Source organism: Streptomyces sp. NPDC001393 (assembly GCF_053597455.1).
The window spans coordinates 22,119-36,683 of sequence record NZ_JBSFIH010000005.1 but is presented as its reverse complement, the minus strand read 5'-3'; the positions used below and the strand labels follow the sequence as shown (position 1 = coordinate 36,683).

Here is a 14,565-nt window from a genome sequence, read left to right as displayed (position 1 = left end):
GGCTCCTTCTTACTTCTTGGACGGGGACTTGGGCCGCTGCGGGCCACCCTTGCGCTGGCCGGACTGGGCCTTGCTGCGGGTGCCGGAGCCGGGCTTCGGGGCCTGCTGGGCAGCGGCGGGCTTGGCGTCCTGCGGCTCGTCGGACTTCTCCAGCGAGGTGGACGAGGTGGACCCGCCCGCCTGCTTGGAGGCGCCGGACTGACGCTGGGCCTTCGACTGGCGCTTGGGCTGCTGGCGCCGGGCGGCGGTGCCGGTGCCGACCGCCGAGGTGGTCTCCGCACCGTCCGCGGTCTGCGCCGCGGCCTGGGCCGTGCTCTTCACCACCGTGCCGTCGGCCTGGGCGGCGAGACCGGTCTTGTTCAGGGCGTTGATGAACTTGCGCTCGAACTCGTTGCGGTCGCGGCCCTTGGCGACGATCGCCTTGACGATGGCCTTCTCGCTGCGCCGGCGGACCTTGCCGTGCTGCGTGACGTGCTTGGTCAGGCGCTCCAGGTAGGCGGCCTGGGCCTTGGAGCCCGGGGTCGGGTTGTTGTGGATGACGTACATCTGCTGGCCCATGGTCCACACGTTGGTGGTCAGCCAGTAGACGAGGACACCGACCGGGAAGTTGATGCCGAAGACGGCGAACATGACCGGGAAGACGTACATCAGCATCTTCTGCTGCTGCATGAACGGCGTCTTCACCGTTGTGTCGACGTTCTTCGTCATCAGCTGGCGCTGCGTGTAGAACTGCGACGCCGACATCAGGACGATCATGATCGCGGTCACGACCCGGACGTCGGTCAGCGCGGCACCGAGCGCGGCGACCTTGTCCGCACTGTCCGTGAACTTCGCAGCGAGCGGGGCGCCGAAGATGTGCGCCTTACGGGCGCTGGCGAGCAGCGGCTCGTTGATGACGCCGATCGTCTTGCCCGTCGCGATGCCGTTGAGCACGTGATACAGGGCGAAGAAGAACGGGGACTGCGCCAGGATGGGAAGGCACGAGGAGAGCGGGTTGGTACCCGTCTCCTTGTACAGCTTCATCATCTCTTCGGACTGACGCTGCCGGTCGTTCTTGTAGCGCTCCTGGATCTTCTTCATCTCTGGCTGGAGCGTCTGCATCGCACGCGTGGCCTTGATCTGCTTCACGAAGAGCGGGACCAGGCAGATGCGGATCAGGATCACCAGGGACACGATGGACAGGCCCCAGGCCCACCCGGTGTCAGCACCGAAGATCGCGCCGTACACCTTGTGGAACTGGACGATGACCCATGAAACGGGTGTCGTGATGAAGCTGAAGAGGCTGGCAATCGTGTCCACTAATCATGCTCCTTGGGCATGGGACGAGGTCTCTGCGGCCGGGCTCGGAGGAAGCTCGGAAACAGGGCTCCCGGGCTTCGCTTCGGTGGCCGGTTCGGCGGCGGAGGGCCCGCCCTTGCGTGCGCGCCAGGCGTCGCGCAGCATTTCGTGCCACCGCGGGCGCTTGCGCGGCGGAACATGGTCCACACCACCCAGCGACCACGGATTGCACCGGAGGATGCGCCAGGCGGTGAGTGCCGTTCCCTTGATCGCACCGTGCCGGTCGATGGCCGTGTAGCCGTAGTGGGAGCACGACGGGTAGTACTTGCACACCGGCCCCAGCAGTGGACTGATCGTCCACTGGTACAGCTTGATCAGAGCCAGCAGCGGGTACTTCATCGCGCGCCCCCTCCCAGTAGCCGCTGAACGGCGGCGTCCAGGTCTCGGGCCAGCTGTGCGTGGTCTGCGTCGCCCGCTCCGGGCAGCGCTCGTACGACTACCAGGCTACCGGGGGGGAACAGGGTGACTCGGTCACGCATCAGATGACGCAGTCTGCGCTTCACTTTGTTGCGCACGACCGCGCCACCCACGGCCTTGCTCACGACGAAACCCGCACGCGTCGGAGGAGCGCTCTCCCCAGGCGCGTGCGGGTCCGTGGCACCGCTACGAAGGTGGACGACGAGAGTCGGGCGTCCTGCCCGGCGTCCTCGTCGGACCGCGGTCGCGAAGTCCTCGCGCCGCCTCAGCCGGTTCTCGGTAGGCAGCACGACGTCATGACCTGATCGGGATCAGGCGGACAGGCGGGCGCGACCCTTGCTGCGGCGGGACGCGAGGATCGCGCGGCCGGCACGGGTGCGCATACGCAGCCGGAAGCCGTGGGTCTTCGCGCGACGACGGTTGTTCGGCTGGAAGGTGCGCTTGCTCACTCGGGGGCTCCAGAAAGAAATCGGTAGTTGCGGGGTGCCGTCTTGGCTGTCACCGTGCGCCCACGAGTAGCTCGCGTCACGCCCGAGTGCACCGCTTCCCGATCACCTGACGTGACCTGTGCCCATCGGAGGCAGGCGGCAGCAGCCATCGACAACTCGACCTGGTTACGGTACGCGGGGCCGCGCCGTCCGGTCAAACCGGGGGTCACGGAGAGACACTATCCACAGGCTGGGGACAACAACTTGAACCGCACCCGCCGCGCTGACTACCGTGGCTGAACTCCGATTCGTTCTTTTGTCCCCCGCCCCGGCGGGTTTGACCCACCGAACACCCGAAGTACCCCCCGACCCGTCCCGCGATCACACGTTCGTGGGACCTGTGAGAGAGCGTGCCCTGTGGCTGACGTACCCGCCGATCTTGCCGCAGTGTGGCCGCGAGTACTGGAGCAGCTCCTCGGAGAAGGCCGCGGACAGGGTGTCGAGGCGAAGGACGAGCACTGGATCCGGCGCTGCCAGCCCCTCGCGCTGGTCGCGGACACCGCTCTGCTCGCCGTACCGAACGAATTCGCGAAGGGCGTACTGGAGGGCCGTCTCGCGCCGGTCGTCAGCGAGACGCTGAGCCGCGAGTGCGGCCGTCCCATCCGTATCGCGATCACCGTGGACGACTCCGCGGGCGAGCCGCCGGCCCCCGCGGCACCGGTGCAGCAGCCGCCCAAGCCGCGCTACGAAGAGCCCGAGCTGCCGTCCGGCCCCTCGTACGAGGAACGGTCGTACGAGGGTTACGGCCGCCACCGCGCCCCGGAGCAGCCGCCGGCCGAGCCGCAGCCTCGCGCCGACCAGCTGCCCACCGGCCGCGCGGACCAGCTTCCCGTCGTACGCCCGGCGTACCCCTCCGAGTACCAGCGCCGCGAACCCGGCACCTGGCCGCGGCCCGGGCAGGACGAGTACGGCTGGCAGCAGCCGCGGCTCGGCTTCCCCGAGCGCGACCCGTACGCCTCGCCGTCGTCCCAGGACACCTACGGTTCCGGACCCGAGGGTTACGGCTCCGGCCCCGACAGCTACGGCTCGCCGTCCTCCGACTACCGCTCGCAGGGCAGGGACCGGCCGCCGTACGAGCAGCAGCGCGGCGAGTACGACAGCCCGCGCGCCGACTACGACCCCGGGCGCGCGGACTACGACTCCGTACGCCCCGAGTACGACGCCTCCCGCACCGAGTACGACCAGCGCGACCCCGTCCGCCGTGAGCTGCCCGAGCAGCCGCCGGTCGGCGGCCCGGCGCACCGCGGGGGCCCCGGCCGCCCGGACCTGCCCGCGACCGGCGCCCCCGGCCCGCTGGCCGCACAGCCCGCGCCCGCGAGCGGTCCCGGCGAGCCGACGGCGCGCCTGAACCCGAAGTACCTCTTCGACACGTTCGTGATCGGCGCCTCCAACCGGTTCGCGCACGCAGCAGCGGTCGCCGTCGCCGAGGCACCGGCGAAGGCCTACAACCCCCTGTTCATCTATGGGGAGTCGGGGCTGGGCAAGACGCATCTGCTGCACGCCATCGGGCACTACGCGCGCAGCCTCTACCCGGGCACGCGCGTGCGGTACGTGAGCTCGGAGGAGTTCACCAACGAGTTCATCAACTCGATCCGTGACGGCAAGGGCGACAGCTTCCGCAAGCGCTACCGCGAGATGGACATCCTGCTCGTCGACGACATCCAGTTCCTCGCGGACAAGGAGTCGACGCAGGAGGAGTTCTTCCACACCTTCAACACGCTCCACAACGCGAACAAGCAGATCGTGCTGTCCAGCGACCGGCCGCCGAAGCAGCTGGTCACGCTGGAGGACCGGCTGCGGAACCGTTTCGAGTGGGGCTTGATCACCGACGTCCAGCCGCCCGAGCTGGAGACGCGCATCGCGATCCTGCGCAAGAAGGCGGTGCAGGAGCAGCTCAACGCCCCGCCGGAGGTGCTGGAGTTCATCGCCTCCCGGATCTCGCGGAACATCCGTGAGCTGGAGGGCGCGCTGATCCGGGTGACGGCGTTCGCCTCGCTCAACCGGCAGCCGGTCGACCTCGGCCTGACCGAGATCGTCCTGAAGGACCTGATCCCCGGTGGCGAGGACAGCGCGCCGGAGATCACGGCCACGGCGATCATGGCGGCCACCGCGGACTACTTCGGGCTGACGGTGGACGACCTGTGCGGCACCTCGCGCGGGCGTGCGCTGGTCACCGCGCGGCAGATCGCCATGTACCTGTGCCGGGAGCTGACCGATCTGTCGCTGCCGAAGATCGGGGCGCAGTTCGGCGGCCGTGACCACACCACCGTCATGCACGCCGACCGCAAGATCCGTGCGCTGATGGCCGAGCGGCGGTCCATCTACAACCAGGTGACCGAGCTGACGAACCGGATCAAGAACGGCTGACGTGCGCTGACGCCGGCCGTACGGCGACCTCGAGGGCGTCTTCGGGACACGTGTCCCGGGGGCGCCCTTTGGCATGCGCCCCGTTGTGGAGTGTTCCTCGTTCGCCACCGGGTGTTCGATTAAGTGCCGGGTTACGGCCATCCTCCACAGATTCGCTGGGTTTCTTCCGTCCACATGCTGGGGACTGTCGAGTTGTCCCGAACGGCGTCCACAGGGAGCCTGTTCATACGACGTTCGCCCAGCTCAGCTGCCTGTGGAATCGTGGATGAACGATCTCCACAGACTGTGGACGAAGGAAAGATCCACAGGCTGTGCACGGAGTTTTCCACTGACGCCCCACAGGCTGGAGCCGGTTGTCCCCAGTGATCGCCGCCTTCTCCACATGGCTGTCCACTGTTCGGCAACGCGACGCACCCTCTCACCGCGTCGAGTGAAAGCCGTCACACGAAGGTGCCGGATTGGGGTGTGGGAAACGTGGGTAAACCTGGGGACGCAGCTGGGGAGAACTGCCCTCGGGCTGTGGGCGGTGTGTGCAGAACTTTGTGTTCTCCACAGATGCCCCCGGTTGTCCACCGCCTCCACCCACAGGCCCCGTGGACAAAATCTCGGCTCTGAGCTGGGCAAACGAGGTTATCCACGGTATCCACAGGCCCTACTACTACTCCCGACTAGAGAGAGTCCGGCAATCGTTTTGAAGCGGGGCCTGTGCACAACTCGCTGTCTCGCGTCCGGCTGCCTCCCGGAGCGACTTGACCCCGACGGGCACCTACTGTCAGTGCGGTGCGTCAGACTGGTCCCCGGTGTCCTTCCCGTCGCAGTGGGCGGTGACACCGAGTCGGAGGACTCAGTAGCAACAGCAGGAGGCGGCTTACGGTGAAGATCCGGGTGGAACGCGACGTACTCGCGGAGGCAGTGGCGTGGGCGGCACGCAGCCTCCCGGCCCGTCCGCCGGCGCCTGTCCTCGCCGGCCTCCTTCTCAAGGCCGAGGACGGCCAGCTGAGTCTGTCGAGCTTCGACTACGAGGTCTCCGCGCGCGTGTCCGTGGAAGCCGAGGTCGAGGAGGAGGGCACCGTCCTCGTCTCCGGCCGGCTCCTCGCCGACATCTCCCGCGCTCTCCCCAACCGACCGGTGGAGATTTCCACAGACGGTGTACGGGCGACCGTGGTCTGCGGGTCCTCCCGGTTCACCCTGCACACCCTGCCTGTGGAGGAGTACCCGGCGCTGCCGCAGATGCCGAACGCCACCGGCACCGTCCCCGGCGAGGTCTTCGCGGCCGCCGTGTCCCAGGTGGCCATCGCCGCCGGCCGTGACGACACGCTGCCCGTCCTCACCGGTGTGCGCATCGAGATCGAGGGCGACACGGTCACCCTGGCCTCCACCGACCGCTACCGCTTCGCCGTCCGCGAGTTCCTGTGGAAGCCGGAGAACCCGGAGGCCTCCGCGGTCGCCCTGGTCCCGGCCAAGACGCTCCTGGACACCGCCAAGTCCCTCGGTGCCGGTGACAGCGTCACGCTGGCGCTGTCCGGGTCGGGCGCGGGCGAGGGCCTGATCGGTTTCGAGGGCGCGGGGCGTCGTACGACCACGCGACTGCTCGAGGGCGACCTGCCGAAGTACCGCACGCTGTTCCCGACCGAGTTCAACTCGGTCGCCGTGATCGAGACCGCGCCGTTCGTCGAGGCCGTCAAGCGTGTGGCGCTGGTGGCCGAGCGGAACACCCCGGTGCGGCTGAGCTTCGAGCAGGGCGTGCTGATCCTGGAGGCCGGGTCCAGCGACGACGCACAGGCTGTGGAAAGGGTCGACGCCCAGCTGGACGGCGACGACATCTCCATCGCCTTCAACCCGACGTTCCTGCTGGACGGCCTGAGCGCGATCGACTCCCCGGTGGCCCAGCTGTCGTTCACGACGTCCACGAAGCCGGCGCTGCTCAGCGGGAAGCCCGCGGTGGATGCCGAGGCCGATGACGCGTACAAGTACCTGATCATGCCGGTCCGGCTCAGCGGCTGACCGTTCGTCCACAGCTGTGCACAGCGCCGGGTGCCTGTGGTGGGCACCCGGCGGTCTGTGGAAAACCGCAGGTCGCAGGCTCCACGCATGAGCGCGTATGCCCACAGCTGTGCGTGAAGGGGCGGGTTTAGGCTCGCCTTCGGCACCTCGTGCCTCTCACGCCACACAGCGACCTAAGGAACACAACTGATGGAGCTCGGTCTCGTCGGCCTCGGCAAGATGGGCGGCAACATGCGCGAGCGGATCCGCCGCGCGGGCCACACCGTCATCGGATACGACCGCAACGCGGACCTCGCGGATGTCCACAGCCTGGAAGAGCTTGTGGGCAAGCTCAGCGGTCCGCGCGTGGTCTGGGTGATGGTCCCGGCCGGCGAGCCCACCCAGTCGACCATCGACCAGCTGGCCGAGCTGCTGGAGCCCGGTGACGTGGTCGTGGACGGCGGCAACTCCCGCTGGACGGACGACGAGAAGCACGCCGAGGAGCTGGCGGCCAAGGGCATAGGCTTCGTCGACTGCGGTGTCTCCGGTGGCGTCTGGGGCCTGGAGAACGGGTACGCGCTGATGTACGGCGGCGACGCCGAGCACGTCGCCAAGGTGCAGCCGGTCTTCGACGCGCTGAAGCCGGAGGGCGACTTCGGCGCGGTGCATGCAGGCAAGGTCGGCGCGGGCCACTTCGCGAAGATGGTCCACAACGGCATCGAGTACGCGATGATGCAGGCCTACGCCGAGGGCTGGGAGCTGCTGGAGAAGGTCGACTCCGTGGAGAACGTCCGCGAGGTCTTCCGCTCCTGGCAGGAGGGCACCGTCATCCGCTCCTGGCTGCTCGACCTCGCGGTCAACGCGCTGGACGACGACGAGCACCTGGAGGGCCTGCGCGGTTATGCACAGGACTCCGGTGAGGGACGCTGGACTGTGGAGGCCGCGATCGACAACGCGGTGCCGCTGCCGGCGATCACCGCATCGCTGTTCGCGCGGTTCTCCTCCCGCCAGGAGGACTCGCCGCAGATGAAGATGATCGCCGCGCTGCGCAACCAGTTCGGCGGTCATGCCGTAGCGAAGAAGTAATCCACAAGGACCCGCAGGGATCCACAGGGCCGCCCCGCGAGCCCCGCGATCCACAGTCCATCAGCACCCTGGGGAAGGCCGGCGAAACGACCATGCACGTCACGCATCTTTCGCTGGCCGACTTCCGCTCGTACGCCCGGGCCGAGGTGCCGCTCGACCCGGGCGTGACTGCCTTCGTCGGCCCCAACGGGCAGGGCAAGACCAACCTGGTGGAAGCGGTCGGATACCTCGCGACCCTCGGCAGCCACCGGGTCGCCTCCGACGCGCCGCTGGTGCGGATGGGCGCCGAGCGGGCCGTCATCCGGGCGCAGGTCCGGCAGGGCGAGCGGCAGCAGCTGGTCGAGCTGGAGCTGAACCCGGGCAAGGCCAACCGGGCCCGCATCAACCGGTCCTCGCAGGTCAGGCCGAGAGACGTGCTGGGGATCGTACGCACCGTGCTGTTCGCGCCCGAGGATCTCGCGCTGGTCAAGGGGGATCCCGGGGAGCGGCGGCGGTTCCTGGACGAGCTGATCACGGCCCGGTCGCCGCGTATGGCCGGGGTGCGCTCCGACTACGAGCGCGTCCTCAAGCAGCGGAACACCCTGCTCAAGACGGCTGCGCTGGCGCGCCGGCACGGCGGACGGTCCATAGATCTGTCCACGCTGGACGTGTGGGACCAGCATCTCGCGCGCGCGGGCGCCGAGTTGCTCGCCCAGCGCCTCGACCTGATCGCCGCGCTGCAGCCGCTGGCCGACAAGGCTTACGAGCAGCTGGCCCCCGGCGGCGGGCCGCTGGCGCTGGAGTACAAGCCGTCCGCGCCCGGCGAGGCCCACGCGCGCGAGGATCTCTACGCCCAGCTGATGGCGGCCCTGGCGGAGGCGCGCAAGCAGGAGATCGAGCGCGGAGTCACCCTCGTCGGCCCCCATCGGGACGATTTGATTCTCAAACTCGGTCAGCTGCCCGCCAAGGGGTACGCCTCCCACGGCGAGTCCTGGTCCTTTGCGCTCGCCCTGCGCCTGGCCTCCTACGACCTGCTGCGGGCCGAGGGCAACGAGCCGGTGCTGGTCCTGGACGACGTCTTCGCCGAGCTGGACACGCGCCGCCGGGAGCGGCTGGCCGAGCTGGTCGCCCCCGGCGAGCAGGTGCTGGTCACCGCCGCCGTGGACGACGACGTACCGCACGTACTGGCCGGGGCGCGGTACGCCGTGTCCGGCGGGACGGTGGAACGCGTATGAGCACCGACGAACCCGCCCCGCGGACCCCGGAGAAGACCGGGAACGAACCTTCCGGCGTCGATCTCGCGCGCGTGGCGTTGCGCGCGGCGAAGGAACAGGCACGCGCGCGTGGGGACGCGGCACGGCAGAAGAAGCAGGCCCGGCGTGGCGGTGGACTGCGCTCCGGCGCGCGCGCCGACGGCCGCGACCCGATGGCGCTGGGCGCCGCGATCAACCGGCTGCTGACCGAGCGCGGCTGGGAGACCCCCGCGGCGGTGGGCGGGGTGATGGGCCGCTGGCCGCAGATCGTCGGCGAGGACCTGGCCAAGCACTGTGTGCCGCAGCGGTACGACGAGGACGAGCGCGTGCTGGTCGTGAGCTGCGACTCCACGGCCTGGGCGACCCAGCTGCGGCACCTCGCGCCCGCGCTGGTCGCCCGCCTCAACGAGGATCTGGGGCACGGCACCGTACGGATGATCAAGGTGCTCAACCCCGGCGGCCCCGCCCGCCGCTACGGCCCGCTGCGGGCTCCCGGAAGCTCCGGACCCGGCGATACCTACGGGTGACGTACATCACGTCCGCAGCTGCGACCGTGCCGGTGGCGTGCCGCCGTATCACCGGTGCGGAGAGCGGCCGCGGCACCGGGGGATCGCCATCTGACCCCCCAGTAGCCAAGGGTTGACGTCTCGAAGCGCTGAGTGCCGCTGTGAGCCCCTTGGAGCCCCCATCCGCATATCGGGACCCGGTCGAGGCCGGTTCAGGGCGGCACATGGGGACTCAGGTACCGGCAAACCCCCATCGATGTCAGAGCTACCGGTAGACTGGAAGACAATCCCGCCCCATCGTGGGGACCGCCCGGGAAAAGCTGAGCAACGCTGATCAAGGCTTACCACCGCAACATGCCGCAGCCGCTCCGGCAACCCGCCGACGAGCCCGGCTCGTGCTGTGCCAGAAAGGGCGCTTCGTGGCCGATTCCGGCAACCCCAACGAGAACATCCCGTCCACCGACGCCGGCGTGCACGGCGAGCCCGCCGAGGCCCCCGTGAACAGCAGCGAGGCCGCGGCCTCCGCCTCCTACGACGCCAGCGCCATCACCGTGCTCGAAGGGCTCGACGCGGTCCGCAAGCGGCCCGGCATGTACATCGGTTCCACGGGCGAGCGCGGTCTGCACCACCTGGTGTACGAGGTCGTCGACAACTCGGTCGACGAGGCGCTGGCCGGGTACGCGGACACGATCGACGTCACGATCCTCGCCGACGGCGGCGTCCGGGTCGTCGACAACGGCCGTGGCATCCCGGTCGGCATCGTGCCCTCCGAGGGCAAGCCGGCCGTCGAGGTCGTGCTGACCGTGCTGCACGCGGGCGGCAAGTTCGGCGGCGGCGGTTACGCCGTCTCCGGCGGTCTGCACGGTGTGGGCGTGTCCGTCGTGAACGCGCTGTCCACGAAGGTCGCCGTCGAGATCAGGACCGACGGTCACCGCTGGACGCAGGACTACAAGCTCGGCGTCCCGACGGCCCCGCTCGACAAGCACGAGGCGACGGACGAGACCGGCACCTCGGTCACCTTCTGGGCCGACCCCGACATCTTCGAGACCACCGAGTACTCCTTCGAGACGCTGTCGCGGCGTTTCCAGGAGATGGCGTTCCTCAACAAGGGTTTGACGATCAAACTCACCGACGAGCGCGAGTCGGCGAAGGCCACCAGCGGTGCGGACGAGGCGGGCGCGGACGAGAAGGCCGAGGTCAAGACCGTCACGTACTGCTACGAGGGCGGCATCGTCGACTTCGTGAAGTACCTCAACTCCCGCAAGGGAGAGACGGTGCACCCCACCGTCATCGACCTGGAGGCGGAGGACAAGGACAAGAGCCTGTCCCTCGAGGTCGCGATGCAGTGGAACAGCGGCTACAGCGAGGGCGTGTACTCCTTCGCGAACATCATCCACACCCACGAGGGCGGCACGCACGAAGAGGGCTTCCGGGCCGCGCTGACGTCGCTGATCAACAAGTACGCGCGCGACAAGAAGCTGCTGCGCGAGAAGGACGACAACCTCACCGGTGACGACATCCGTGAGGGCCTGACCGCGATCATCTCGGTCAAGCTGAGCGAGCCGCAGTTCGAGGGCCAGACGAAGACCAAGCTGGGCAACACGGAGGCCAAGACCTTCGTGCAGAGGGCCGTCTACGAGCACCTCAACGACTGGCTGGACCGCAACCCGGTCGAGGCCGCGGACATCATCCGCAAGGGCATCCAGGCGGCCACCGCGCGCGTGGCGGCCCGCAAGGCCCGCGACCTGACCCGCCGCAAGGGCCTGCTGGAGTCGGCGTCGCTGCCGGGCAAGCTCTCCGACTGCCAGTCGAACGACCCCACCAAGTGCGAGATCTTCATCGTCGAGGGTGACTCCGCCGGCGGCTCGGCCAAGTCCGGCCGGAACCCGCAGTACCAGGCGATCCTCCCGATCCGCGGCAAGATCCTCAACGTGGAGAAGGCCAGGATCGACAAGATCCTGCAGAACCAGGAGATCCAGGCGCTGATCTCGGCCTTCGGCACGGGTGTGCACGAGGACTTCGACATCGAGAAGCTCCGCTATCACAAGATCATCCTGATGGCGGACGCCGACGTCGACGGCCAGCACATCAGCACCCTGCTGCTGACCTTCCTGTTCCGCTTCATGCGCCCGCTGGTCGAGGCCGGGCACGTCTACCTGTCCCGCCCCCCGCTGTACAAGATCAAGTGGGGCCGGGACGACGTGGAGTACGCCTACTCGGACCGCGAGCGCGACGCCCTGATCGAGATGGGCCGCCAGCGCGGCAAGCGCGTCCGCGAGGACTCGATCCAGCGCTTCAAGGGCCTCGGCGAGATGAACGCCGAGGAGCTGCGCGTGACCACGATGGACCAGGAGCACCGGGTCCTCGGCCAGGTCACCCTGGACGACGCCGCGCAGGCCGACGACCTGTTCTCGGTCCTGATGGGCGAGGACGTCGAGGCCCGCCGCCAGTTCATCCAGCGCAACGCCAAGGACGTCCGCTTCCTCGACATCTGAGTCGGTCTCAGCTGACCGCACCAGGAAGGATCTTCACCAGCTATGGCCGACGAGAACACTCCGCAAACCCCTGAGACCGAGGGCGGCGAGCTCGCGATGCGCGTCGAGCCCGTCGGGCTCGAGACGGAGATGCAGCGTTCGTACCTGGACTACGCGATGTCCGTCATCGTGTCCCGTGCGCTGCCCGACGTCCGGGACGGCCTCAAGCCCGTCCACCGGCGCGTGCTGTACGCGATGTACGACGGCGGCTACCGCCCCGACCGCGGCTTCTACAAGTGCGCCCGTGTCGTCGGTGACGTCATGGGCAACTACCACCCGCACGGCGACAGTTCGATCTACGACGCCCTGGTGCGCCTCGCGCAGCCGTGGTCGATGCGGATGCCGCTGGTGGACTCCAACGGCAACTTCGGCTCCCCGGGCAACGACCCGGCGGCCGCCATGCGGTACACCGAGTGCAAGATGGCGCCGCTGTCGATGGAGATGGTCCGCGACATCGACGAGGAGACCGTCGACTTCACGGACAACTACGACGGCCGCTCCCAGGAGCCGACCGTCCTGCCAGCCCGCTTCCCGAACCTGCTGATCAACGGCTCGGCCGGGATCGCGGTCGGCATGGCGACCAACATCCCGCCGCACAACCTGCGCGAGGTCGCGGCCGGCGCCCAGTGGTACCTGGAGAACCCGGACGTCTCGCACGAGGAGCTGCTGGACGCGCTCATGGAGCGCATCAAGGGCCCGGACTTCCCGACCGGCGCCCTGGTGGTGGGCCGCAAGGGCATCGAGGAGGCGTACCGCACCGGGCGCGGCTCCATCACGATGCGCGCGGTCGTCGAGGTCGAGGAGATCCAGGGCCGGCAGTGCCTGGTGGTGACCGAGCTGCCGTACCAGGTCAACCCCGACAACCTGGCGCAGAAGATCGCCGACCTGGTGAAGGACGGCAAGATCGGCGGCATCGCGGACGTCCGCGACGAGACGTCGTCCCGCACGGGCCAGCGACTCGTGATCGTGTTGAAGCGTGACGCGGTCGCCAAGGTGGTCCTGAACAACCTGTACAAGCACACCGACCTGCAGACGAACTTCGGCGCCAACATGCTGGCGCTGGTCGACGGCGTGCCGCGCACCCTGTCCCTGGACGCGTTCATCCGGCACTGGGTGACGCACCAGATCGAGGTCATCGTCCGCCGCACGCGCTTCCGGCTGCGCAAGGCCGAGGAGCGGGCGCACATCCTGCGCGGTCTGCTGAAGGCCCTGGACGCGATCGACGAGGTCATCGCCCTGATCCGGCGCAGTGAGACCGTCGAGATCGCGCGCAGCGGCCTGATGGACCTGCTGGAGATCGACGAGATCCAGGCCAACGCGATCCTCGAGATGCAGCTGCGGCGCCTGGCGGCCCTGGAGCGGCAGAAGATCGTCCAGGAGCACGACGAACTCCAGGCGAAGATCAACGAGTACAACGAGATCCTCGCCTCCCCGGTCCGCCAGCGCGGGATCGTCAGCGAGGAACTGACCGCGATCGTCGAGAAGTACGGCGACGACCGTCAGACCAAGCTGATCCCGTACGAGGGCGACATGTCCATCGAGGACCTGATCGCCGAGGAGGACATCGTCGTCACGGTCACGCGCGGCGGCTACGTCAAGCGGACCAAGACGGACGACTACCGGGCGCAGAAGCGCGGCGGCAAGGGCGTGCGCGGCACGAAGCTGAAGGAAGACGACATCGTCGACCACTTCTTCGTCTCCACCACGCACCACTGGCTGCTGTTCTTCACCAACAAGGGCCGGGTGTACCGGGCGAAGGCGTACGAGCTGCCGGAGGCCGGCCGGGACGCGCGCGGGCAGCATGTGGCGAACCTGCTCGCCTTCCAGCCGGACGAGGCGATCGCCGAGATCCTGGCGATCCGCGACTACGAGGCGGCGCCGTACCTGGTGCTGGCCACCAAGTCCGGTCTGGTCAAGAAGACGCCTCTGAAGGATTACGATTCGCCCCGCTCCGGCGGCGTGATCGCGATCAACCTGCGCGAGCGCGAGGACGGCAGCGACGACGAGCTGATCGGCGCCGAGCTGGTCTCGGCGGACGACGATCTGCTTCTGATCAGCAAGAAGGCGCAGTCGATCAGGTTCACGGCCACGGACGACTCCCTGCGCCCGATGGGCCGCGCCACCTCCGGCGTGAAGGGCATGAGTTTCCGCGAAGGCGATGAACTTCTGTCGATGAATGTTGTTCGACCCGGTACGTTCGTGTTCACTGCCACCGACGGCGGGTACGCGAAGCGGACCGCTGTCGACGAGTACCGCGTCCAGGGCCGCGGCGGCCTCGGCATCAAGGCCGCCAAGATCGTGGAGGACCGTGGTTCGCTCGTCGGGGCGCTGGTCGTCGAGGAGACCGATGAGATCCTCGCGATCACCCTCTCCGGCGGCGTGATTCGCACGCGAGTCAACGAAGTCAGGGAGACGGGCCGTGACACCATGGGCGTCCAGCTGATCAACCTGGGCAAGCGCGATGCCGTGGTCGGTATCGCTCGTAACGCCGAGGCGGGGCGCGAGGCGGAGGAGGTCGACGGCGAGGAGGCCGTCGACGCCGTCGAGGGTGCTCAGGCCAACGGCACGGACGAGGGTGAGGCGCCCTCGGCCGAGTAGCACGAGGAGAGAGTCA

The 14,565-nt window shown here is 68.5% G+C and carries 11 protein-coding genes; 7 read left to right on the top strand and 4 right to left on the bottom strand.

What is annotated here, in order from left to right; genetic code table 11:
• Window positions 1-9 precede the first annotated feature (9 nt).
• Genes yidC through rpmH form a run of 4 tightly spaced genes read right to left on the bottom strand, consistent with a single transcriptional unit; the run spans window position 10 to window position 2,204 of the window.
• Window positions 10-1,299, bottom strand: a complete 1,290-nt coding sequence (yidC, locus tag ACWC2T_RS08400; RefSeq protein WP_450669632.1) for a membrane protein insertase YidC — start codon at window positions 1,297-1,299, stop codon at window positions 10-12.
• Between the two features lie 3 nt (window positions 1,300-1,302).
• Entirely contained in the window at window positions 1,303-1,677 is a 375-nt protein-coding gene (gene yidD / locus ACWC2T_RS08395; protein WP_450669631.1) for a membrane protein insertion efficiency factor YidD, read from the bottom strand.
• Window positions 1,674-2,045, bottom strand: a complete 372-nt coding sequence (rnpA, locus tag ACWC2T_RS08390; protein ID WP_450669630.1) for a ribonuclease P protein component — start codon at window positions 2,043-2,045, stop codon at window positions 1,674-1,676. The genes yidD and rnpA overlap by 4 nt, the downstream gene beginning before the upstream one ends.
• 21 nt (window positions 2,046-2,066) lie before the next feature.
• Entirely contained in the window at window positions 2,067-2,204 is a 138-nt protein-coding gene (gene rpmH / locus ACWC2T_RS08385) for a 50S ribosomal protein L34 (protein WP_003956500.1), read from the bottom strand.
• A 396-nt stretch (window positions 2,205-2,600) separates the two neighbouring features.
• Here rpmH and dnaA point away from each other — a divergent pair, with 396 nt between their 5' ends.
• The 7 genes from dnaA (at window position 2,601) to gyrA (ending at window position 14,549) form a co-directional block, all read left to right on the top strand.
• Window positions 2,601-4,610: a chromosomal replication initiator protein DnaA gene (dnaA, locus tag ACWC2T_RS08380; RefSeq protein ID WP_450669629.1), complete on the top strand. Its 2,010-nt coding sequence runs from the start codon at window positions 2,601-2,603 to the stop codon at window positions 4,608-4,610.
• Between the two features lie 873 nt (window positions 4,611-5,483).
• Entirely contained in the window at window positions 5,484-6,614 is a 1,131-nt protein-coding gene (gene dnaN / locus ACWC2T_RS08375) for a DNA polymerase III subunit beta (RefSeq protein ID WP_450669628.1), read from the top strand.
• 189 nt (window positions 6,615-6,803) lie between these two features.
• Window positions 6,804-7,679 carry a phosphogluconate dehydrogenase (NAD(+)-dependent, decarboxylating) gene (gene gnd / locus ACWC2T_RS08370; RefSeq protein WP_450669627.1) on the top strand — a complete coding sequence of 292 codons (876 nt, stop codon included), beginning with the start codon at window positions 6,804-6,806 and terminating at the stop codon, window positions 7,677-7,679.
• Window positions 7,680-7,771: 92 nt separating this feature from the next.
• Window positions 7,772-8,893: a DNA replication/repair protein RecF gene (gene recF / locus ACWC2T_RS08365; RefSeq protein WP_450669626.1), complete on the top strand. Its 1,122-nt coding sequence runs from the start codon at window positions 7,772-7,774 to the stop codon at window positions 8,891-8,893.
• On the top strand, window positions 8,890-9,438 hold the full coding sequence (locus ACWC2T_RS08360) for a DUF721 domain-containing protein (protein ID WP_450669625.1): 549 nt from the start codon (window positions 8,890-8,892) through the stop codon (window positions 9,436-9,438). The genes recF and ACWC2T_RS08360 overlap by 4 nt, the downstream gene beginning before the upstream one ends.
• A 374-nt stretch (window positions 9,439-9,812) precedes the next feature.
• Window positions 9,813-11,912, top strand: a complete 2,100-nt coding sequence (gyrB, locus tag ACWC2T_RS08355) for a DNA topoisomerase (ATP-hydrolyzing) subunit B (RefSeq protein WP_450669624.1) — start codon at window positions 9,813-9,815, stop codon at window positions 11,910-11,912.
• Window positions 11,913-11,954: 42 nt separating this feature from the next.
• On the top strand, window positions 11,955-14,549 hold the full coding sequence (gene gyrA / locus ACWC2T_RS08350; protein WP_450669623.1) for a DNA gyrase subunit A: 2,595 nt from the start codon (window positions 11,955-11,957) through the stop codon (window positions 14,547-14,549).
• The last annotated feature ends 16 nt before the right edge of the window (window positions 14,550-14,565 follow it).

Bases quoted from the DNA above. Each gene is read 5' to 3' on its own strand.
- gnd (WP_450669627.1), top strand. From the start codon at position 6,804: ATGGAGCTCGGTCTCGTCGGCCTCGGCAAGATGGGCGGCAACATGCGC.
- ACWC2T_RS08360 (WP_450669625.1), top strand. From the start codon at position 8,890: ATGAGCACCGACGAACCCGCCCCGCGGACCCCGGAGAAGACCGGGAAC.
- yidD (WP_450669631.1), bottom strand. From the start codon at position 1,677: ATGAAGTACCCGCTGCTGGCTCTGATCAAGCTGTACCAGTGGACGATC.
- recF (WP_450669626.1), top strand. From the start codon at position 7,772: ATGCACGTCACGCATCTTTCGCTGGCCGACTTCCGCTCGTACGCCCGG.
- gyrA (WP_450669623.1), top strand. From the start codon at position 11,955: ATGGCCGACGAGAACACTCCGCAAACCCCTGAGACCGAGGGCGGCGAG.